The 19,656-nt window shown below is 65.9% G+C and carries 20 protein-coding genes; 16 read left to right on the top strand and 4 right to left on the bottom strand.

Features of this window, described 5'->3' with window-relative positions:
- Window positions 1–266: 266 nt before the first annotated feature.
- The 7 genes from ACP15I_RS13240 to ACP15I_RS13210 all read left to right on the top strand — a co-directional run bounded on the left by ACP15I_RS13240 (window position 267) and on the right by ACP15I_RS13210 (window position 6,103).
- On the top strand, window positions 267–755 hold the full coding sequence (locus tag ACP15I_RS13240; protein WP_424975463.1) for a hypothetical protein: 489 nt from the start codon (window positions 267–269) through the stop codon (window positions 753–755).
- A gap of 33 nt (window positions 756–788) precedes the next feature.
- Entirely contained in the window at window positions 789–2,567 is a 1,779-nt protein-coding gene (locus ACP15I_RS13235; protein WP_424975462.1) for an SLC13 family permease, read from the top strand.
- A complete protein-coding gene (locus tag ACP15I_RS13230; RefSeq protein ID WP_424975461.1) occupies window positions 2,564–3,241 on the top strand; it encodes a DUF2306 domain-containing protein in 678 nt (225 codons plus the stop codon). Before ACP15I_RS13235 ends, ACP15I_RS13230 begins: the two co-directional genes overlap by 4 nt.
- A gap of 41 nt (window positions 3,242–3,282) precedes the next feature.
- Entirely contained in the window at window positions 3,283–3,918 is a 636-nt protein-coding gene (locus ACP15I_RS13225; RefSeq protein WP_424975460.1) for a LysE/ArgO family amino acid transporter, read from the top strand.
- A gap of 28 nt (window positions 3,919–3,946) precedes the next feature.
- Window positions 3,947–4,813 carry an alpha/beta hydrolase family esterase gene (locus ACP15I_RS13220; protein WP_424975459.1) on the top strand — a complete coding sequence of 289 codons (867 nt, stop codon included), beginning with the start codon at window positions 3,947–3,949 and terminating at the stop codon, window positions 4,811–4,813.
- An 84-nt stretch (window positions 4,814–4,897) separates the two neighbouring features.
- A complete protein-coding gene (locus ACP15I_RS13215) occupies window positions 4,898–5,773 on the top strand; it encodes a DMT family transporter (RefSeq protein WP_424964996.1) in 876 nt (291 codons plus the stop codon).
- 87 nt (window positions 5,774–5,860) lie between these two features.
- Window positions 5,861–6,103, top strand: coding sequence for a YdcH family protein (locus tag ACP15I_RS13210; RefSeq protein ID WP_424964995.1), 243 nt, complete (start codon window positions 5,861–5,863; stop codon window positions 6,101–6,103).
- 6 nt (window positions 6,104–6,109) lie between these two features.
- Here ACP15I_RS13210 and ACP15I_RS13205 read toward each other — a convergent pair whose 3' ends face one another.
- Both ACP15I_RS13205 and ACP15I_RS13200 read right to left on the bottom strand, forming a co-directional pair.
- Entirely contained in the window at window positions 6,110–7,504 is a 1,395-nt protein-coding gene (locus ACP15I_RS13205) for a helix-turn-helix domain-containing protein (protein ID WP_424964994.1), read from the bottom strand.
- A 61-nt stretch (window positions 7,505–7,565) separates the two neighbouring features.
- Entirely contained in the window at window positions 7,566–8,792 is a 1,227-nt protein-coding gene (locus ACP15I_RS13200) for a multidrug effflux MFS transporter (RefSeq protein ID WP_424975458.1), read from the bottom strand.
- Window positions 8,793–9,143: 351 nt separating this feature from the next.
- Here ACP15I_RS13200 and ACP15I_RS13195 point away from each other — a divergent pair, with 351 nt between their 5' ends.
- From ACP15I_RS13195 to ACP15I_RS13165, 7 genes are all read left to right on the top strand, one after another.
- Window positions 9,144–10,676, top strand: a complete 1,533-nt coding sequence (locus tag ACP15I_RS13195; RefSeq protein ID WP_424975457.1) for an acyl-CoA carboxylase subunit beta — start codon at window positions 9,144–9,146, stop codon at window positions 10,674–10,676.
- Window positions 10,677–10,834: 158 nt separating this feature from the next.
- On the top strand, window positions 10,835–11,164 hold the full coding sequence (locus ACP15I_RS13190) for a hypothetical protein (RefSeq protein ID WP_424975456.1): 330 nt from the start codon (window positions 10,835–10,837) through the stop codon (window positions 11,162–11,164).
- Window positions 11,157–11,546, top strand: coding sequence for a RidA family protein (locus tag ACP15I_RS13185; protein WP_424975455.1), 390 nt, complete (start codon window positions 11,157–11,159; stop codon window positions 11,544–11,546). The genes ACP15I_RS13190 and ACP15I_RS13185 overlap by 8 nt, the downstream gene beginning before the upstream one ends.
- The gene (locus ACP15I_RS13180; protein WP_424975454.1) at window positions 11,543–11,923 is read left to right on the top strand and encodes a DUF6497 family protein; all 381 of its coding nucleotides are present in this window, start codon (window positions 11,543–11,545) and stop codon (window positions 11,921–11,923) included. Before ACP15I_RS13185 ends, ACP15I_RS13180 begins: the two co-directional genes overlap by 4 nt.
- Window positions 11,923–12,297, top strand: a complete 375-nt coding sequence (locus ACP15I_RS13175) for a hypothetical protein (protein WP_424964988.1) — start codon at window positions 11,923–11,925, stop codon at window positions 12,295–12,297. The genes ACP15I_RS13180 and ACP15I_RS13175 overlap by 1 nt, the downstream gene beginning before the upstream one ends.
- Before the next feature lie 148 nt (window positions 12,298–12,445).
- The gene (locus tag ACP15I_RS13170; protein ID WP_424975453.1) at window positions 12,446–12,661 is read left to right on the top strand and encodes a hypothetical protein; all 216 of its coding nucleotides are present in this window, start codon (window positions 12,446–12,448) and stop codon (window positions 12,659–12,661) included.
- A 173-nt stretch (window positions 12,662–12,834) separates the two neighbouring features.
- Window positions 12,835–14,880, top strand: a complete 2,046-nt coding sequence (locus ACP15I_RS13165; RefSeq protein WP_424975752.1) for an acetyl-CoA carboxylase biotin carboxylase subunit — start codon at window positions 12,835–12,837, stop codon at window positions 14,878–14,880.
- 73 nt (window positions 14,881–14,953) lie between these two features.
- Here the strand turns inward: ACP15I_RS13165 and ACP15I_RS13160 are convergent, their stop codons facing one another.
- Window positions 14,954–15,403 carry a DUF4174 domain-containing protein gene (locus tag ACP15I_RS13160; RefSeq protein WP_424975452.1) on the bottom strand — a complete coding sequence of 150 codons (450 nt, stop codon included), beginning with the start codon at window positions 15,401–15,403 and terminating at the stop codon, window positions 14,954–14,956.
- Window positions 15,404–15,574: 171 nt separating this feature from the next.
- On the opposite strand from ACP15I_RS13160, the gene ACP15I_RS13155 reads away from it, so the two are divergent.
- Together ACP15I_RS13155 and scpA are read left to right on the top strand one after the other, a co-directional pair.
- Window positions 15,575–16,513, top strand: a complete 939-nt coding sequence (locus tag ACP15I_RS13155) for a hypothetical protein (protein WP_424975451.1) — start codon at window positions 15,575–15,577, stop codon at window positions 16,511–16,513.
- Entirely contained in the window at window positions 16,485–18,623 is a 2,139-nt protein-coding gene (gene scpA, locus ACP15I_RS13150; protein WP_424964984.1) for a methylmalonyl-CoA mutase, read from the top strand. The genes ACP15I_RS13155 and scpA overlap by 29 nt, the downstream gene beginning before the upstream one ends.
- Before the next feature lie 88 nt (window positions 18,624–18,711).
- On the opposite strand, the gene ACP15I_RS13145 is transcribed toward scpA, so the two are convergent.
- Complete coding sequence (locus tag ACP15I_RS13145) at window positions 18,712–19,641, bottom strand: hydrogen peroxide-inducible genes activator (RefSeq protein ID WP_424964983.1); 930 nt, start codon at window positions 19,639–19,641, stop codon at window positions 18,712–18,714.
- Window positions 19,642–19,656 lie beyond the last annotated feature (15 nt).

Genomic DNA, 19,656 nt, shown 5'->3' with positions numbered 1-19,656 from the left:
CACGGATCGTCTCCAAGCGATAGCGAGACGGGGCAGGGCATCGACCGACGCGCGCAGGACGGCAGCCGCACTTGTGACCACGTTCAAAAAACCTGGGGACAGGGACTGTGAGCGTCGGAACACGGGCAGGATCGCAGGGCAAGGGGGCAAGCGCTGCCGGTTTGCGCCTCCGAGGCGAACCCACCGAGATCCCGGACAGGGATGTTGCCCGGGGCCCGGACCCGGCGCTAAGCTGGCGGGACGCGCAACAACCCGGAGCCGCGCCCATGCTTGCCCAGCTTGCTGCCATAGCTGACCTGATCGCCGCGGCGGGTGTCATCGCCTCGCTTCTGTTTCTCGCCTTCGAACTGCGCATTCAGAACCGCGAGACCGGGTTGAGCAATTGGCGGCACTTGCTCGAAAGCCTGACGAATTTCAAGGCGACGACCAATGATCTTGCCATGGCCGATCTGATCGTGCGGGGGAATGCGGATTACACCAGTCTGACACCGGCCGAGAAACTGTCCTATGGCCACTACCTCGAACAGGGGATCCACATCATCGGCAATTTCGAGAAACACAGCGGCACGGTCCCGTCGCAGATGCGGGATCTGCAGCTTGCGGTGCACAACCTCTTTCTCGACCTGCTGTCGCCCCCGGGCGCGCGGCAATGGTGGGCCGAGGCCAAGCCCCGCGGACGGTTCATGCCGAACACGGTGCGCACCATCGAAAAGATGCAGGAAGAGGGGCGCCGCCCTCTCGGGCCGCATCTGTGACCCGCCCGGACCCAATGCTGCCGAGCCTGCGCCATGACCTCTGATCAGATCGTGCTCTTTGCGCTCTTCGGCGCGGTGTTCGGGATGCTTCTCTGGGGGCGCATCCGGTATGACATCGTCGCCTTCTCGGCGCTGCTGATCGGGGTGGTGCTGGGCGTGGTGCCCACGGCGGAGGCGTTTTCCGGCTTTGGCCATCCGGCCACACTGGTGGTGGCGCTGGTGCTGGTGGTCTCGGCGGGGCTGGTGCGCTCGGGCGCGGTCCTGCTGATCACGCGGACGCTGGTGGATGCCTCGCGCGGTCTGGGGGCGCATATCGCGATGATGGGGGCGGTGGGGGCGGTGCTCTCGGCCTTCATGAACAATGTGGCGGCGCTGGCTTTGTTGATGCCGGTGGATATCGCCACGGCGCGCAAGGCCGGGCGGGCGGTCGGGCTCAGCCTGATGCCACTGAGCTTTGCGACAATCCTCGGGGGGATGGCGACGCTGATCGGGACGCCCCCCAACATCATCATCGCCGCGATCCGCGAAGAGACCGTGGGCACTCCGTTCCGCATGTTCGACTTCGCGCCCGTGGGCGGGGTGGCGGCGATCGCGGGGATGGCGTTTGTCGCGCTGATCGGCTGGCGGCTCATCCCCCAGCGGGAGGGCGCGGCCAAGCCCGGCGCGGGGCTCGAACAATTCGCCGATTACATCGCCGAGCTGACCGTGCCCGAGAACAGCGCGCTGATCGGTCAGCCTCTGAGCGATCTCTTTGACGAGGCGGAGCGCGCGGATGTGGCGATCCTCGGGGTGATCCGCGACGGCAAGCGGCGCTTTGCGGCGCGCCATCTGCGGATGGCCGCGGGCGATGCGCTGGTGCTGGAGGCTCAGCCCGAACCGCTCGACGAGTTCCGCACAGCGCTCAAGCTCGACTTCTCCGACGCCAAGCGGCTGGACGCGCTGCAGGATGATGGCAGCGGGGTGAGCTTTGTCGAGGCCGTGGTGCCCGACACCGCGCGGATCGCCGGGCGCAGCGCCCAGGCGATTGGCCTGGCCTGGCGGCAGCGCACAGTGCTGATGGGCGTGGCACGGCAGGGGGCACGGATCACCCGGCAGGTGCGCAAGACCGAGATCGCGCCGGGGGATATCCTGCTGCTGCTGGTGCCGTCCGAGGCGAAAGACGAGGTGCTCGACTGGCTCGGTGTGCTGCCGCTTGCGGATCGCGGCGCGCGGGTCACCCAAGGGGCCAAGACCTGGGCCGCGATCGGGCTTTTTGCCGGGGCGGTGGCGGCGGCCGCACTTGGGCTCGTCTATCTGCCCGTGGCGCTGGGGCTGGTGGCGATGGCCTATGTCCTGCTCAGGATCCTGCCCGTGGCCGAGCTCTATACCCATATCGAATGGCCGGTGGTGGTCCTGCTGGGCTCGATGATCCCGCTCGGAGCCGCCCTTGAAAGCTCCGGCGGCACGCAGCTGCTGGCCGGGGCACTTCTGGGCCTCACCGAGGGGCTGCCGGGTTGGATCGTCCTCACGGTGCTGATGGTGGTGACCATGACCCTGTCGGATGTGCTCAACAACACGGCCACGACCATCGTCGCCGCCCCGGTGGGGATCGAGATGGCCCGCGTGCTGGGGGCTTCACCGGATCCGTTTCTGATGGCGGTGGCCGTGGCGGCCTCGGCGGCTTTCCTGACGCCCATCGGGCACAAGAACAACACGCTGATCCTCGGCCCCGGCGGGTACAGCTTTGGCGATTACTGGCGGGTGGGCCTGCCGCTCGAGATCCTGATCGTTGCGGTCTCGGTGCCCATGATCCTGCTGGTCTGGCCCCTGTGACCGCGCCCGCCTGGCTGCGTCGCGGCGCGCTGGGCCTTGTCTGGCTTCTCGCGCTGCCCTTCGCGGTCTATGCCGCTGTCTTCGGCTGGCGCGGCCTGCGCGAGGATCTGAGTGCCGAGAGCTACCTCTTCGCCACCGGCGCGCCCGGGGCCGAGACCGCCCTGTCACTGCATATGCTGAGCGGGGCGGGCCTGACGGCGCTGGTCCTGCTGCAGGCCCTGCCTGTCCTGCGCCGGCGCTGGCCGGGCCTGCACCGAAGCTTGGGACGCATCCTTGTGGCCGCTGCGGGGGTGACGGCGCTGGGCGGGCTGATCTTCATTGCCCGCGTGGGCACGGTTGGCGGCCCGCTCATGTCCGCAGGCTTCACGCTTTACGGCTTTTTGATGCTCTGGGCCGCCGCTGAGACCCTTCGCCATGCCCGCGCCCGCCGGATCGCGCGGCATCGTGACTGGGCGATCCGGCTCATCCTGCTGGCGCTCGCCTCCTGGATCTACCGGGTCCATTACGGGCTCTGGGCGCTGCTGACCGGGGGCTGGGGATCTACCCAGGATTTCACCGGGCCCTTTGACAGGATCCAGATGTTTGCCTTCTACCTGCCCTATCTCGCCCTCTTCGAGATCCTGCGCCGCCGCCGTCGCCAGAACCCGCTGGACCCTGCGGGCCGGGCGCGCTAGGCCAAGCCTCCCCGCCTATCCCCGCAAACAGGGCCTTCGCCATGTCCACCCAACTTGCCGCCGCCGGTGCCGGGTTTCTGATCGGCACGCAGTTCATCCTCGCCATCGGCGCGCAGAATGCCTTTGTTCTGAGACAGGGGTTGCGGCGCGAGCATGTCTTCGCGATCTGCCTGACCTGTGCCCTGTCCGATGCGCTTCTGATCGCCCTCGGTGTCAGCAGCTTTGAGGTCATGGCCGAACGCTTCCCCGGCGTGGCCCCGGCCTTTGTCATCGCAGGCTCGGCCTTCCTGATCTGGTACGGGATCAAGCATTTCCGCGATGCCCTGCGCGGCGGTGCCACCCTGTCCCCGGCCGAAGGGACGGCGGGCGGTCTGCGCGCCGCGCTGATCACCTGCCTCGCGCTGACCTGGCTGAACCCCCACGTTTATCTCGATACGGTGATCCTGCTCGGCGCCCTTTCGACCCGCTTTCCCGGCGCAGAGGCCGCCTTTGGCATCGGGGCGGCCTGCGCCAGCGCGCTCTTCTTCTTCGCGTTGGGCTACGGTGCGCGCCTGCTTACGCCGGTCTTTGCCCGACCCCGATCCTGGCAGATCCTTGATCTCGTGATTGCACTCACCATGTGGGGATTGGCGGCCAAGCTGCTGCTCGGCGGCGCGCAGGTCGCCACGGGCCTCTAGCCCCGACCCCGGATACGGAGACAGCCCCATGGCCCGGAGACGACGCTTCCCCCTGCTCAGAACCTTGTTGAAATCCATGCTCATGGCGCTGCTCAGCGTCGTGACCTTCGGGCTTGCCGGCGCCTCGGCCCGCAATCTCAGCGAGATCGAAAGCCAGGGCCGTGACGCGCTGCTTTACCGGGCCAAGAGCGTGGCGGGACAGCCCGCGCCGCTGGTGATGGTCCTCCATGGCGGGTTTCAGAGCGGCGAGAAGATGTATGACACCCTGCGCCTCGACAAGGCGGCGGAGCGGTTCGGCTTCAACGTGATCTACCCCACGGGCACGCGGCTCAAACTGAACCGCAAGGGGCCGCTGGTCACGCGCAAGGGCGGGATGAATGCCTGGAACGCCGGGCTGAAGGGGCGCGGCATGCTCGATACCACCGCCCGCGATGTGGAATACCTCTCGGGGCTGATCGACCGGCTGGTCGCCGAAGGCGTCACCGATCCGGCGCGGGTGACCATTGTCGGACATTCCAACGGGGCGATGATGGCCTATAAACTGGTCTGCGAGCGCCCCGATCTGGCCCGGCGGGTGATCGCGATCTCGGGCACGCCGGCCATCCCGGCCTGCACCGCGGATCTGACCGGGCTGCGGATCCTGCATCTTCATGGCACCGAGGATGACAACCAACCCGCCAAAGGCGGGGTCGGGTCCAAGGGTGTGTCCCAGCACAATGCCCGCTCCGTCGAGGAGACCGTCGCGATGATGGAGGCCGCCGGGGCCGAGATCCGCGTGCGGCTCATCAAGGGGGGCGGGCACCGGATCGACGAGCTGAACACCCCGGCGCGGCGGCAATACAAGGCGAGCGTGGCCGAGATGGTCGCAGGCTTCGCCGCCGGGCAGACGGACTAGCCCGACCCGCGCCAGCCACCCTTGCGCTGGGGCGCGCTTTCGTGGCACGCCTCGCCCATGGAGACATCGCAACCAAGGCCTCTCATGGGCATCCTGTGGATGGTGGCCACGGGTCTGAGCTTCGTGGCCGTGACCGCGCTGGTCAAGTCCATCGGGTCGGACATCCCCGCCGCGCAGGCCGCCTTTCTCCGCTACATTCTCGGTCTGGTCTTCGTGCTGCCGGTGCTGGGCACGCTCTGGCGGACGCGCATCCCGCGTCAGGATCTGGGGATCTTCGCCGCGCGGGGCGTGGTTCACACGGGGGCGGTGATCTGCTGGTTCTTTGCCATGACGCAGATCCCCATCGCCGAGGTGACGGCGATGAACTACTTCTCACCGGTCTATGTGACTATCGGCGCGGCGCTCTTTCTCGGCGAGCGTATGGCCTTTCGCCGGATTGCCGCGATCTGCGTCGCGCTGGTCGGCGCGCTGATCATCCTGCGCCCGGGCTTTCGGGAGCTCTCGCCCGGTCATTTTGCGATGCTGGGCACGGCGCTTGGATTTGCCATCAGCTACCTTTTGGCCAAGCGGCTGGTGGCGGATGTCTCGCCCAGCGTAGTGGTGGCGGGCCTGTCGATCACCGTGTCCCTCGGCCTTGCGCCCTTTGCCCTTGCGGTCTGGGTGACACCGACCCCCGTGCAATTGGCGGTGCTCTTCGGGGTCGCCTGTTTCGCGACGCTCGGGCATTACACCATGACCCTGGCCTTTCAGGCCGCGCCCCTATCGGTGACGCAGCCAGTGACCTTCCTGCAGCTCATCTGGGCCACCGCCCTCGGTGCGCTGGTCTTCGGCGAGGCCGCCGACAGCTATGTCATCCTCGGCGGCGGGCTGATCGTGGCCGCGATCTCCTTTCTGTCCTGGCGCGAGGCGCGGCTGCGCAAGGCCGGGATCACCCCCTCGGTTTCCGACACAAAGACCTGAGAATTCCGCCCGGGTTTGACGGGGATCAAGGTCGGATCGCGCGCGCGCCCTAGGCTGGGTAAGCATAACAGGAAAGGGAGTGGATGGATGTCTCACACGCCGCATGAACTGGCCGAGGAGTTTCCGGACAAGGTGGACCTGATTTCGCAACTGCGCAGCACGGACGCGCATTTTGCCAAGCTCTGTACAGAGTATCACGACGTCAATCGCGCGGTGCACCGGGCCGAGGAGCGGATCGAGGCCGTCTCGCCCGCGGCCGAGGATGAGATGCGCCGCCGCCGGATGCAGCTCAAGGACGAGATCTATGGCATGCTGACCACGGCCGCCTGAGCCCGGTCAGGCCGTATCGATCTGGTAGGGCAGGGTGCCGCGCAGGCTGGGATCGACGCTGATCTTCCGTTCCAGCGGTGGGACGGAGCGCTGGTGGCATTGCCGCCGCTCGCAGATCCGGCAGGAGATCCCGATCGGCTCGAAATCCTGCCCGAGATCCAGCCCATCCGCGTAAACCAGCGCGGGTGCGTGGCGCAGCTCGCAGCCCAGCCCGATGGCATAGCGCCGGGTGGGCGCGCCCCAGCTGCCGCCGGTCTTGGACACGTCGCGTGCGAGGCACAGGTAGCGCACCCCGTCCGGGGTCTCGGCCAGTTGCCTCAGGAACCGCCCCGGCGTCTCGAAGGCCTGATGGACGTTCCAGAGCGGGCAGGCCCCGCCATAGCGCGCGAATTGCAACCGCGTGGCCGAGTGGCGTTTCGTGATCGTCCCGGCCTGATCCACCCGCACAAAGAAAAACGGCACACCCTTGGCCCCGGGGCGCTGCAGGGTCGAGAGACGGTGCGCCACCTGTTCGATCGAGGCGCCGAACCGCTCGGCCAGCCGTTCCAGATCGTGGCGCGTCTCAGCGGCGGCGGCCTGAAACTCCCGGTAAGGCAGCAGGACCGCCCCCGCGAAGTAATTTGCAAGACCCAGCTTGGCGATGGCCCGGGCCTCGTCGGTCTGGAACCGCGCGAGATCGAGCGTTGCCTCCAGCAGCTCGTTCTGCCCGACGAGCCCAAGCTGCACCAGCAACTGGAAGCGCCGCGTGGGGGCTGCGGAGCGGGTCGAGAGGGTCAGCACGCCGGAACGGTCGTTGAACTGCCGCAGCTCGGCAATGTCCTGATACTGCACGGCCAGGCCCTTGCGGCTCAGCAGGCGGCGCGCGCCCGCCTCCAGATCGCCCTCGATCTGGGCGGCGATATGCTCGGCCGCCCGGTCCACCGCGTCGATGTAATTGTCGCAATAGTGAAAGAAGTCGCGCACCTCTTCCCAAGGGGAGGGCTGCAGGGTCGCGCCCTCGCGCCCCAGCGCCTCGTCCAGCGAGGCGAGCCGCTCATGGGTCTGGCGATAGGTGCGGTGCAGTTCGAGAAACGCGCGGGCCAGCGCAGGCGCGTTCGACGCGGCCAGCCGCAGATCCGCCAAGGGCGGGGCCCCTTCGCCAAAGACCGGGTCTGCCAGCGCCTCGCGCATATCGGTGACAAGCCGTTCCGCCTCGCCGGTGCTGAGCTGGGTCACGTCAAAGCCGAACTCCTGCGCCAGCGCCAGCAACACGGTGCTGGAGACCGGCCGGTGGTTGTTCTCCATCTGGTTGAGATAGGGCAGAGAGACGCCGAGCTTCTCGGCGAACAGCTTCTGGGTCAGGCCAAGCCCCGTGCGGGTCTCGCGCAGCTTGGCACCGGCATAGAGTTTCTGGGTGGCCATGGCCGCTCCATGTGTTTGCTAACACCTGTCTAGTGTTTGCAAACTCTGCGGTCCAGAGGGCTCAACCCTCGGCCGCGCTGGCCAGCTGGCGGTCGCGGCGCATGACATAGATCACCGAGAGCGTCGAGCCGATGGAGGTGATGACCATCAGGATCTGCAGCGGGTAGGGCCCTGTGCCCAGCGGCAGGATGACCCCGGCCAGCACGGACATGGCCGCGCCGCCGCCCACCATGATCGCCCCGCCGAGCCCGCTTGCCGTGCCCGCCAGATGGGGCCGCACCGAGAGCGTGCCCGCGATGGCGTTCGGGATGATCATGCCATTGCCGAGCCCTACGGTGGTGACGAGGCCGAAAAAGGTCAGCGGATGGGTCAGCCCGACCGCGTAGATCAGGATCGACAGGCTCATCCCCACGGTCGTGATCATCGACCCCCAGAAGATCATCCGGTTGATCCCGAAGCTCTGCGAGTAGCGCCCGGACAGGAAATTCCCGGTCATGTAGCCGAAGGCGGGGGCGCCGAAATAGACACCGAGGGTCGCGGGGCTGAGCCCGAAGACCTCGGAGCCGAGATAGGGCGCGCCGCCCAGAAAGGCGAAAAACACGCCCGAGGCGCAGGCCGATGCCGCCACATAGCCCCAGAAGCGCCGCGCCCGCAGCAGCTCGGGGTATTCGGCAAACTGTGCCTTGAAGCTGGCCGATCGGTTTTTCGCGGTCTCGCCCAGATCGGCCCAGATCAGGGCAAAGAGCCCGACCGCGCAGACAAAGAGCAACCAGAAGCTGGCCCGCCAGCCGAACGCCTCGTCCAGCGCGCCGCCCATGGCCGGGCCGATCATCGGGACCAGCGCCATGCCCATGGTGACATAGCCGATCAGCGAGGCCGCCTCGGCCTGACCCACCATATCGCGCACGATGGCCCGGCTCAGCACCAGCGCCGACGCGATCACCGCTTGGGCCATGCGACAGGCCAGAAACACCTCGATATTGGGGGCATATAGCGCCCCGAGCGTGGCCAGGGCGAAGAGCGCGGCCGAGACCAGCAAGACAGGCCGCCGCCCATAGCGGTCCGAGAACGGCCCGATCACCAGCTGCAACACCGCCGTTGCCATGAGATAGAGCGACACCGAGAGCTGCATCACCGCGTAATCGGTCCCGAAATACGCGGTCATCCCCGGCAGCGACGGCAGGAAGACGTTCATCGTCAAGGCCGCGACGCCAGCCATCAGGACCAGAGTCATGATATGGGGCGGGGTCGTGCGGTTGAGGAACCGGGTCTGAATGGCCGGAGGCATGGGCCACAGCTACGCCTCGAATTCCGCGCTGTCCACTGCATGGATGCAGAGGTCCTGTGCGCGCTCTGCACGGGCGAATTGTCACGTATTGCGCAAACTGCTCTGGGTTTGAGCAATTATTGCATGGATCCCCAGCCGCTCTTTGCGGATTATGCGCCTTGTCCATGCTGAAGGCGTTCTGGTATCTCTATGAGATATATTGTGAAATCCGGGTTCCGGGAGCTCTGGGTTATCAATTTTGCAATTAGCAATCGATCTATTTCACAAATTTTGCAAATTTTCCTGATTCTGCTTTGCAGCACATTTTCCGCCCCCTAGGGTCAGCGCCAAATCGAGACGGAGAATGACCTGATGAAAGATATCCAGCACGAGCTCGACCAGCGCCGCGAAGCCGCGCGCATGGGTGGGGGCGAGAAGCGGATCGCCAGCCAGCACGCCAAAGGCAAACTGACCGCCCGGGAACGGATTGAACTCCTGTTGGACGAGGGCTCCTTTGAGGAGTTCGACATGTTCATCACCCATCGCTGCACCGATTTCGGGATGCAGGACCAGAAACCGGCGGGCGACGGCGTCGTCACCGGCTGGGGCACGGTGAATGGCCGTCAGGTCTATGTCTTCAGCCAGGATTTCACGGTGCTTGGGGGATCTGTGTCCGCGACCCATGCCAAGAAGATCTGCAAGATCATGGATATGGCCATGGAAACCGGCGCGCCGGTGATCGGGATCAACGATTCCGGCGGCGCGCGGATCCAGGAGGGTGTCGACAGCCTCGCGGGCTATGGCGACGTGTTCCAGCGCAATATCGACGCCTCGGGCGTGGTGCCGCAGATCAGCCTGATCATGGGCCCCTGCGCAGGTGGCGCGGTCTATTCGCCCGCCATGACCGACTTCATCTTCATGGTGAAGGACAGCTCCTACATGTTCGTCACCGGCCCCGATGTGGTGAAGACCGTCACCAATGAGGTGGTCACTGCCGAGGAATTGGGCGGCGCAGGCACCCACACCAAGAAATCCTCCGTGGCCGATGCGGCCTTCGAGAACGACGTGGAGGCGCTGGCCGAGGCCCGCCGCTTGATCGATTTCCTGCCGCTCAACAACCGCGAGAAACCCCCGGTCCGGCCGTTCTTCGACGATCCGGCGCGGGTGGAGGAAAGCCTCGACACGCTGATCCCGGACAACCCGAACCAGCCCTATGACATGAAGGAACTGATCACGAAGATCGCTGATGAGGGCGATTTCTACGAGATCCAGAAGGACTTCGCGGGCAACATCATCACCGGCTTCGTCCGGCTCGAAGGCCAGACCGTTGGTGTGGTGGCGAACCAGCCCATGGTGCTGGCCGGGGTGCTCGACATCGACAGCGCCCGGAAGGGCGCGCGCTTCGTGCGCTTCTGCGACTGTTTCGAGATCCCGATCCTGACCCTCGTGGACGTGCCCGGCTTCCTGCCCGGGACCACGCAGGAATATAACGGCGTCATCAAGCATGGCGCGAAGCTGCTCTTCGCCTATGGCGAGGCGACCGTGCCGAAGGTGACGGTGATCACCCGCAAGGCCTATGGCGGGGCCTATGTGGTGATGAGTTCCAAGCACCTGAAGGGCGACATCAACTACGCCTGGCCGACCTCCGAAGTGGCGGTGATGGGCGCGAAAGGCGCGACCGAGATCATCCATCGTGCAGATCTTGGCGATCCTGACAAGATCGCGGCGCGCACAAAGGAATACGAGGACCGCTTCGCCAATCCGTTCGTGGCGGCCGAGCGCGGCTTCATCGATGAGGTGATCATGCCCCAGTCGACCCGCCGCCGCGTGGCCCGCGCCTTTGCCAGCCTGCGCAACAAGCGCGTGGCCAAGCACTGGAAAAAGCACGACAATATCCCGCTCTGATCCGATTAGAGCATATCGAGATGGATCGGCACTTATACGACCACGACACCGGGAGGAGCGAGGGGAGCGCCACTGCGGCCTTCGTCGGTGGGGGACGCGTGTCTGATCCCGGGACTGGCGGCTTGGCCCGCCGGTCCCTGAAATCACCGGAGGCGGCCATGGGCTGGCATATCGCAGATCACGAGGGCGTTCTGACCCTGTCCCGGCAGCCCGGGGCGCGGATGGATTTCGCCGTCGAGCAGCGCTTGCCCAAGGTCCGCTCGCGCCGCCGTCTGGCCCACCAGATCCGACAGGATGTGTGGCGGGCCCTGCGTGCGCTGCGGGGGTTTTCGCCGGTGGTTCGGGTCCATCCGGACCCGGCCGGGATCCGTGTCGAGGCGGGCGGGCAGGTTGCTGCGCGCCCCTTTCCCAAAGCCCGCTGCGAAGCGATCCTGCACGATCTGCTGAGCGATCCGCAGCACCAAGCCAGATGGATGCGTCATGCCTGAGTACCACATGATCGATGCTGCCCCGACCCCGGTCGGCCCGTTCTGTCACGCCACCGAGACGGATGGCTGGGTGTTCCTGACCGGCCAGATGCCGACCTTTCCTGACGCGCCTGACGCGCCGCTCCCCGAGGGGATCACTGCGCAGGCGCATCGGGTGATGGACAACCTCGTGCTGGTGCTCGAGGGGCTGGGCCTGTCCTTGGCGGATGTTACGCAATGCCGCTGTTATCTGACGGAATTCGAACGGGATTTCGATGCCTTCAACGCGGTCTACAAGACGTATTTCGCCGATGGTGTTCGCCCGGCACGCACCACGATCGGGGTGACCGCCCTCGCCGTGGGCGCGCTGGTCGAGGTGGATATGGTGGCGCGTCGGCCATGATCGCCGCGCCCTCTCTCACGCCGCGCCCTGCGGGTCGGCCCCCGGTGGTTCCCGCCATGGTGGTGGAGGATCTGCCCTCGGGCCTGCGCCCTGTCGCGCTGCCACCCCTGGTCGAGGATCAGGGCGGGGCGCCGGTGCTCGTGCTGCGCTATGTGGCGCCCGAGATTGCCCGCGCGCGCGGCCTTTATGATTTCACGGCGCTGGAGCAGGACTTTCAGGTCCTCTGCACCCGCGACGCCCCGGCGGATGGCCCCGAACAGGTGGTCGTCATCCTGATGGAACGGGCGGTGCCGCGCGGACAGGCCGCGCCGGGCGTGACCCAGTATTTCGAAAGCCTGCGCCGCACCCCGGATGGCTGCGAATGGGAGGGTCTCTGATGCCGCGCCCCGAAATGACCAAACATCGCGGCTTTCCGGGCCGTTTGCCCGGCACGGATTACCAGTTTGTACTGCGCCGCTCTCACAAGGACGGGGCGACCAAGCTGGTGGCACGTGAACGCTTTGCCGACCGTCGCCCCGCGGATCGCCGCGCCGATGAAGGCTTCATGGCCGCGCTCTGGGCGCATTTCGGCGATGCACCCTTCGAGCGGGGCAATCTCGATGCCGGGCGGCTGAGCTGGCTCTTCGGGCGCGAGGTGGTGCCCGCCGAGGATCCGTTTGACCCCGAGGATTACCAGGCCCTGCTGCGCATCAACGAGACGTTGGCCCGCCAGAACTTCCCGGGTGCCTTCACGGGGGAGGACGGGTTTTGAGCCGCGATCGGATCATTCCCGCCGATTTCGGTGCGTCGGATCAGCAAGGCTTTGCTGATCGCGGTCCCCTGCGCGCAATCCGGCTCGCAAATCCCGGCTCTGATGACCAGATTCAGCCTCATAACAACACGTTCAGAGGCACAACATCATGGTCCATTCTACATCCCCGTCGAAACTCCTGCTTGCGGGCGCAGCCCTCGTTGCGCTGGGCGCCTGCAACCTGTCCGCAGATGAAGAACGCGCCCTCACTGGGGCTGCCATCGGCGCGGGCGGGGCGGTCATTCTCGACGGCGACCCGCTGGTCGGCGCTGCCGCCGGTGCGGCAGCCGGTGCGCTTTGCGACGACGCGGGCGTCTGCAAGTAAGGCAGGCGCAACCCAAAATCTGAATGCGAACCGGACCGCCCCTGAGGCGGCTTCGGCTCATCCCATCCCGGCCACCGTTGCAGCCCGCAGCGGTGGCCTTTGCTTTGCCCGGCCCGCAGCGGTGCCGGCCCTCCGCCACCGTGCGGCGTGACGATAAGAAGAAGGAAGAGGCCATGTTCAAGAAGATCCTGATTGCCAACCGCGGGGAGATCGCCTGCCGGGTCATCAAGACCGCGCGCAAGATGGGCATCCAGACGGTTGCGATCTATTCCGATGCGGACCGCAATGCTTTGCATGTGAAAATGGCCGATGAGGCGGTGCATATCGGCCCGCCGCCGGCCAACCAGTCCTACATCGTGATCGACAAGGTGCTCGATGCCATCCGTCAGACCGGGGCCGAGGCCGTGCATCCGGGCTATGGCTTCCTGTCCGAGAACAAGCTCTTTGCCGAGGCGCTGGCCAAGGAAGGCGTGGCCTTTATCGGGCCGCCCGCCGGAGCCATCGAGTCCATGGGCGACAAGATCACCTCGAAGAAGATCGCGCAGGAGGCCAACGTGTCCACGGTGCCCGGATATATGGGCCTGATCGAAGACGCGGACGAGGCGGTAAAGATCTCGAACGAAATCGGCTACCCGGTGATGATCAAGGCCTCCGCCGGGGGCGGCGGCAAGGGTATGCGGATTGCATGGTCCGATGACGAGGCGCGCGAGGGCTTTCAGAGCTCCAAGAACGAGGCCGCGAATTCGTTCGGCGATGACCGGATCTTCATCGAGAAATTCGTCACCCAGCCGCGCCATATCGAGATCCAGGTGCTGGCCGACAGCCATGGCAACTGCATCTATCTGGGCGAGCGCGAATGCTCGATCCAGCGCCGGAACCAGAAAGTGGTTGAAGAGGCGCCGAGCCCCTTCCTCGACGAAGCGACCCGCAAGGCCATGGGCGAGCAGTCCTGCGCGCTGGCCAAGGCCGTGGGCTATGCCAGTGCCGGGACCGTGGAATTCATTGTCGACGGGGAGCGGAACTTCTACTTCCTCGAGATGAACACCCGTCTGCAGGTGGAACACCCAGTGACCGAGCTGATCACCGGTGTCGACCTTGTGGAGCAGATGATCCGCGTGGCTTATGGCGAAAAGCTGGCCATGACTCAGGATGACGTGACCCTGACCGGGTGGGCCATCGAGAACCGGCTCTATGCCGAGGATCCTTATCGCGGCTTCCTGCCCTCCATCGGGCGTCTGACCCGCTATCGTCCGCCGGTCGAGGTGGCCGCCGGACCGCTTGAAACCAATGGCAAGTGGCATGGCGATGCGGCCAGCGGGGCCACGGCTGTGCGCAACGATACCGGCGTCTATGAGGGCGGCGAGATCTCGATGTATTACGACCCGATGATCGCCAAGCTCTGCACTTGGGGCCCGGATCGTCCGGCTGCGATCGAGGCGATGCGCAACGCGCTCGACGGGTTCGAGGTCGAGGGGATCGGCCACAACCTGCCCTTCGTCGCAGCGGTCATGGACCACGAGATCTTCATCAAGGGCGACATGACCACCGCCTTCATCGAAGAGCAGTATCCCGAAGGGTTCGAGGGTGTGACCCTCTCCGACGCGGATCTGACGCGGATCTCCGCGGCGGCGGCGGCCATGTACCGGGTCGCTGAAATCCGGCGCACCCGTATCTCGGGGACCATGGACAACCATGAGCGTCTGGTGGGCACGGAGTGGGTCGTGTCGGCCCAGGGCAGCCAGCAGGCGGTCTCGATTGCGGCGGATGCCGAGGGCTCGACCGTCACCTTCGCCGATGGCACCAGCCACCGGGTCGCCAGCGACTGGACCCCGGGCGACAGCATCGCCGAGCTCGAGATCGACGGTGCGCCCATGGTGGTCAAGATCGACAAGATCACCAGCGGCTTCCGCATGCGGCTCCGGGGCGCGGACATCAAGGTCACGGTGCGCACGCCGCGCCAGGCCGAGCTGGCCGACCTGATGCCCGAGAAACTGCCGCCGGACACCTCCAAGATGCTGCTCTGCCCGATGCCGGGTCTTGTGGTGAAGATCGATGTGGCCGTGGGCGACACGGTGCAGGAGGGTCAGGCGCTCTGCACGGTCGAGGCGATGAAGATGGAGAACATCCTGCGCGCCGAGAAGACCACGACCGTGACCAAGATCAACGCAGGCCCCGGCGACAGCCTGGCCGTCGACGATGTGATCATGGAATTCGAATGAGCCTCAGCCCCCGCCATACCGACGCCTGCGCCCCTGTTCCAGGGGCGTCTCGCGGCTGCGCGGGGGCGGGATCCTATCCGCCAACGGCTTTCTTGAGCCGGATCTCATCCTGCCGGAGCGGCATCTTGTCGATCTGGCGGGTGATCTCGCGCACGCTCCAGGGCGAGGGCTTGCGCAGCTTCACACCGCCATCCTTGCCGACCAGCGCCATCATGTACCCGCGCGGGCGCAGGGTCTGGCGCAGCTCGGACCGGGCGGAGGGGTCGGTATCGACAATCACCACCACATCGCGCTCGGCGAGATCCTTGGGGCGCGCCGCCAGCAGGGTCATCTGCTCGATGAAGCGCGGGTCCGCGGGCGTGTCCGCGAAGACCACGATGGGCCGTGCGACCCAGAGAAAATCGTTCAAATTGATTTCATCGGCTTGCAGCGGGGCCAGCGTCTCGGCCGCGTCATCATTGGCAGCCACACCGCCGGTTGAGGCGATTAGTCCAGCAAATACAAGGGGTATCAGTCGTTTCATGGTCCCTCCGGTTGGCCAAGATATATGCCGTCCGAACCAGATTTCGAAGACCCTGACGCGCTTTTTGCCGCTCGGTAACGTTAATTCGACCGGAAGGGTCGTTTTTTAATGTCTCTCGCAATGTCATATCCCCCGCGCCTGGGCGTCGGGCTTGCGAGTATGAGGCGTGTTTTGGACGTAATTCTGCATGTGGGAGCCCACCGGACCGGCACCACGACCCTGCAACAGACGCTGCATCACAATCATCAGCGGCTGAAGGCGCATAAGGTGGAATACTGGGCGCCCCAAATGATCCGCGCCGGTCTGTTTGACGGGCTGATCAAGGCGGCGGACCGGGTGTCACCGCAGGTGGTCGCGCAGGCTCGGACCGCCAACCAGCGCATTGCGCGGGATCTGCATCGTCTGGATGCGGCGGGGACCAGGACCCTGATTGTCAGCGAAGAGAACATGCTGGGCTCGATCCCGGCCAGTGTGACGACCGAACGGCTCTATCCCGACGCGGCGCGGCGCGTGGCGCGGCTGCGCCCGGCCTTTGCGCGGCACTGTACGCGGATCGGACTCGCCATTCGCAGCTATGACCAGCTCTGGACATCGATGATTTCTTTCACGGTCAAGCGCAGCGGGCGCGTGCCGGATGCGGATCAGCGCGCCGGGCTCGTGGCCCAGCCGCGCCGCTGGCGCGACATCATCCGCGAGCTGCGCGTGGTCTTTCCCCGGGCCGAGATCCAGGTCTGGCCGTTCGAGGGCATGGTGGACGCGCCCCATCACGTGATCGCCCGGATGACCGGGCGCGACCTGGCCCTGCCGCTTGAGCCGGTGGAGGTGGTGCATAACCCCGCGCCCGATATCCACGCCCTGCGCGCTGCGGTCGAGGCGGGGCCCTGTGCGGGCCATCTCGCCCGTCTGGCCGAGTGGAACAGCGGGCGCTGGATGCCATTCACCGAACCGCAGCGCACGAAGATGCGCGCGGACTACGCCGAGGACATCGCCTGGCTGCGGAGCAATCCGGGCCCGGCCATCAGCTATATTGAGAGCCCCGAGGACATCGTGGGCCCGACAGAAGAAGAAAGAGGAGTGCGACATGACGAAGGGCAAAGACGCGTGGGCTGACATTGCCGCGAAGGAGTTGCGCGGCAAGCCGTTGGAGGCGCTGACCTGGGACACGCTTGAGGGGATCCAGGTCCAGCCGCTCTATACGGCCGAGGATACCGAAGGGCTCGATCATCTGGACACGATCCCCGGTCAGGCGCCGTTCACCCGCGGAGTGAAGGCGACCATGTATGCGGGCCGTCCCTGGACGATCCGGCAATATGCGGGGTTTTCGACGGCCGAGGAATCCAACGCGTTCTATCGCAAGGCGCTGGATGCCGGGCAGCAGGGCGTCTCGGTCGCGTTCGATCTGGCGACACACCGGGGCTATGACAGTGACCACCCCCGGGTCGAGGGTGATGTGGGTAAGGCGGGCGTGGCCATCGACAGTGTCGAGGACATGAAGATCCTGTTCGACGGCATCCCGCTCGACAAGGTCTCGGTCTCGATGACCATGAATGGTGCGGTGATCCCGATCCTCGCGAATTTCATCGTCACCGGCGAGGAACAGGGCCATGATCGCTCGGTCCTGTCGGGCACGATCCAGAACGACATCCTCAAGGAGTTCATGGTCCGCAACACTTATGTGTACCCGCCCGAACCCTCGATGCGGATCATCGCGGACATCATCGAATACACGTCGAACGAGATGCCGAAATTCAACTCGATCTCGATCTCCGGCTACCACATGCAGGAGGCGGGCGCGAACCTCGTGCAGGAGCTGGCCTTCACCCTCGCGGACGGCCGCGAATATGTGCGCGCCGCGATCGAGCGCGGCATGGATGTGGACAAGTTCGCCGGGCGGCTGTCGTTCTTCTTTGCCATCGGGATGAACTTCTTCATGGAGGCGGCCAAGCTGCGCGCGGCGCGGATGCTCTGGCATCGCATCATGTCCGAGTTCGAGCCGAAGAACCCGCGCTCGATGATGCTGCGGACCCATTGCCAGACCTCCGGCGTCTCGTTGCAGGAGCAAGACCCCTATAACAACGTGATCCGCACCGCCTATGAGGCGATGTCGGCGGTGCTCGGCGGGACCCAGTCCCTGCACACCAACGCGCTGGACGAGGCGATTGCCCTGCCGACGGAGTTCTCGGCCCGGATCGCGCGGAACACCCAGCTGATCCTGCAGGAAGAGACCGGCGTGACCAATGTGGTCGATCCGCTGGCGGGCTCCTACTATGTCGAAAGCCTGACAAATGAGCTGGCCGAGAAGGCCTGGGCGCTCATCGAAGAGGTCGAGGAGATGGGTGGCATGACGAAGGCCGTCGGCTCCGGCATGCCGAAGCTGCGGATCGAGGAATCCGCGGCCCGGCGTCAGGCGATGATCGACAAGGGCGACGAGGTGATCGTCGGGGTCAACAAGTACCGCAAGGACAAGGAAGACCCGATCGATATCCTCGAGATCGACAACCAGAAGGTCCGCGAGGGTCAGGTGGCCCGGCTGGCCGGGATCCGCGACAGCCGCGATCAGGCTGCCTGTGACGCGGCGCTCGCGGAATTGGAACGGCGGGCCTCCGAAGGGGGCAATCTGCTCGAGGCGGCCGTGGAAGCGGCCCGTGCGCGGGCAAGCGTAGGAGAGATCAGCATGGCCATGGAAAAGGTGTTCGGGCGTCACCGCGCCGAGGTGAAGACCCTCGCCGGGGTCTATGGGGCCGCCTATGAAGGCGATGACGGCTTCGCCGCCATCCAGAAATCCGTCGAGGATTTCGCGACCGAGGAAGGGCGCCGCCCGCGGATGCTGGTGGTCAAGATGGGGCAGGACGGTCACGACCGGGGCGCCAAGGTCATCGCGACCGCCTTTGCCGATATCGGCTTTGACGTGGATGTTGGTCCGCTGTTCCAGACCCCCGAAGAAGCCGCGCAGGACGCCATCGACAATGACGTGCATGTCATCGGTATCTCGAGCCAGGCGGCGGGGCACAAGACCCTCGCGCCGAAACTGGTCGAGGCGCTCAAGGCGCAGGGGGCCGGCGATATTCTGGTGATCTGCGGGGGGGTCATCCCGCAGCAGGATTACCAGTTCCTCTATGACCGGGGCGTCAAGGCGATCTTTGGGCCGGGGACGAACATCCCCGAGGCCGCGCAGGACATCCTGCGGCTGATCCGGGAGGCGCGCTCCGAAGCGGCCTGAGGGTCTGCGGAGGGTCGCTGCGCGAGGGACACCATGGCCGAGGCGGCATGCCGCCTCGGGATGACGCGCCGGGCTTCCGGGCGCGCGCCTAGCTTTCCACTGTCAGCTCCGGCCAGCTTTTGCGGACCACATCGCGGATCACCTGCGCGATTTGCAGATAGGCCGCGTCGCGCCCTGCGCGCCGCCGCCAGACCATCCCGACCGAGCGCATCATGCGCACGCCGGTCATGCGCCGGACCACGACTTCGGCGCCACGTCCCTCGATCTCGGAGCTGACATAGAGCGCCGGGAGAAAGGTGAGCCCCATCCCCATCCCGACCATCTGACGCAAGGCGTCCAGCGAGGTGCCCTCGTAATCCCGCGCCAGCAGCGCGCCGGTCTGCTGGCAGATCGCCGTGATTTGATCATGGAGGTGATAGGCCGGGCTGAGGCTGAGCACCTGTTCCCCGGCCAGATCCTCGGGGCGGAGGGTTTCGCGCGCGATCAGGCGGTGATCCGCGGGCATGGCCAGCATCAGCGGCTCGCGAAAAAGCCGCGCGGTCGTGTAGTCCGCCCCGATCACCGGCAGCTGCGTGAGGATCACGTCATGCTCGCCCCGGGCCAGATCCTGTTCCAGCACCCGGGGGGCATCCTCGCGAATATAGATCCGCAGATCCGGGTGCCCGGCATGGAGCGCGCCCACCACATGGGGCAGCAGATAGGGCCCCAGCGTGGCCTTCGCCCCGAGCCGGATCGTGCCGACAACGCCGTCCCGGGCCGCACCGGCAAAATCCACAAGGCTCTGAACATCATCGAGAATTCCCCGCGCCCGGGTCACGATCTCGCGCCCGACCTGGGTCAGGCGCACACCGCCGCGACCGCGTTCCACCAGAGCGACCCCAAGCGCAAGTTCGAGGTTCTGGATCTGCGCGCTCAGGGAGGGTTGGGTCACCCCGACCCGTTCCGCCGCACGTCGGAAATGCGCGGTCTCGTCGATGGCGACCAGAAACTGCAATTGCTTGAGGGTCGGACTGGCCAAGGGGCACCTTCGGAG

Source organism: Dinoroseobacter sp. S124A, assembly GCF_049801015.1.
Lineage (GTDB): Bacteria > Pseudomonadota > Alphaproteobacteria > Rhodobacterales > Rhodobacteraceae > Dinoroseobacter.
The sequence above is the reverse complement of the archived record's forward strand: the minus strand, read 5'-3'. Positions and strand labels throughout refer to the sequence as shown.

Bases quoted from the DNA above. Each gene is read 5' to 3' on its own strand.
- ACP15I_RS13195 (WP_424975457.1), top strand. From the start codon at position 9,144: ATGAAAGATATCCAGCACGAGCTCGACCAGCGCCGCGAAGCCGCGCGC.
- ACP15I_RS13220 (WP_424975459.1), top strand. From the start codon at position 3,947: ATGGCCCGGAGACGACGCTTCCCCCTGCTCAGAACCTTGTTGAAATCC.
- ACP15I_RS13190 (WP_424975456.1), top strand. From the start codon at position 10,835: ATGGGCTGGCATATCGCAGATCACGAGGGCGTTCTGACCCTGTCCCGG.
- ACP15I_RS13160 (WP_424975452.1), bottom strand. From the start codon at position 15,403: ATGAAACGACTGATACCCCTTGTATTTGCTGGACTAATCGCCTCAACC.
- ACP15I_RS13225 (WP_424975460.1), top strand. From the start codon at position 3,283: ATGTCCACCCAACTTGCCGCCGCCGGTGCCGGGTTTCTGATCGGCACG.
- ACP15I_RS13180 (WP_424975454.1), top strand. From the start codon at position 11,543: ATGATCGCCGCGCCCTCTCTCACGCCGCGCCCTGCGGGTCGGCCCCCG.
- scpA (WP_424964984.1), top strand. From the start codon at position 16,485: ATGACGAAGGGCAAAGACGCGTGGGCTGACATTGCCGCGAAGGAGTTG.
- ACP15I_RS13185 (WP_424975455.1), top strand. From the start codon at position 11,157: ATGCCTGAGTACCACATGATCGATGCTGCCCCGACCCCGGTCGGCCCG.
- ACP15I_RS13235 (WP_424975462.1), top strand. From the start codon at position 789: ATGACCTCTGATCAGATCGTGCTCTTTGCGCTCTTCGGCGCGGTGTTC.
- ACP15I_RS13175 (WP_424964988.1), top strand. From the start codon at position 11,923: ATGCCGCGCCCCGAAATGACCAAACATCGCGGCTTTCCGGGCCGTTTG.
- ACP15I_RS13205 (WP_424964994.1), bottom strand. From the start codon at position 7,504: ATGGCCACCCAGAAACTCTATGCCGGTGCCAAGCTGCGCGAGACCCGC.
- ACP15I_RS13165 (WP_424975752.1), top strand. From the start codon at position 12,835: ATGTTCAAGAAGATCCTGATTGCCAACCGCGGGGAGATCGCCTGCCGG.
- ACP15I_RS13240 (WP_424975463.1), top strand. From the start codon at position 267: ATGCTTGCCCAGCTTGCTGCCATAGCTGACCTGATCGCCGCGGCGGGT.
- ACP15I_RS13215 (WP_424964996.1), top strand. From the start codon at position 4,898: ATGGGCATCCTGTGGATGGTGGCCACGGGTCTGAGCTTCGTGGCCGTG.
- ACP15I_RS13170 (WP_424975453.1), top strand. From the start codon at position 12,446: ATGGTCCATTCTACATCCCCGTCGAAACTCCTGCTTGCGGGCGCAGCC.
- ACP15I_RS13200 (WP_424975458.1), bottom strand. From the start codon at position 8,792: ATGCCTCCGGCCATTCAGACCCGGTTCCTCAACCGCACGACCCCGCCC.
- ACP15I_RS13210 (WP_424964995.1), top strand. From the start codon at position 5,861: ATGTCTCACACGCCGCATGAACTGGCCGAGGAGTTTCCGGACAAGGTG.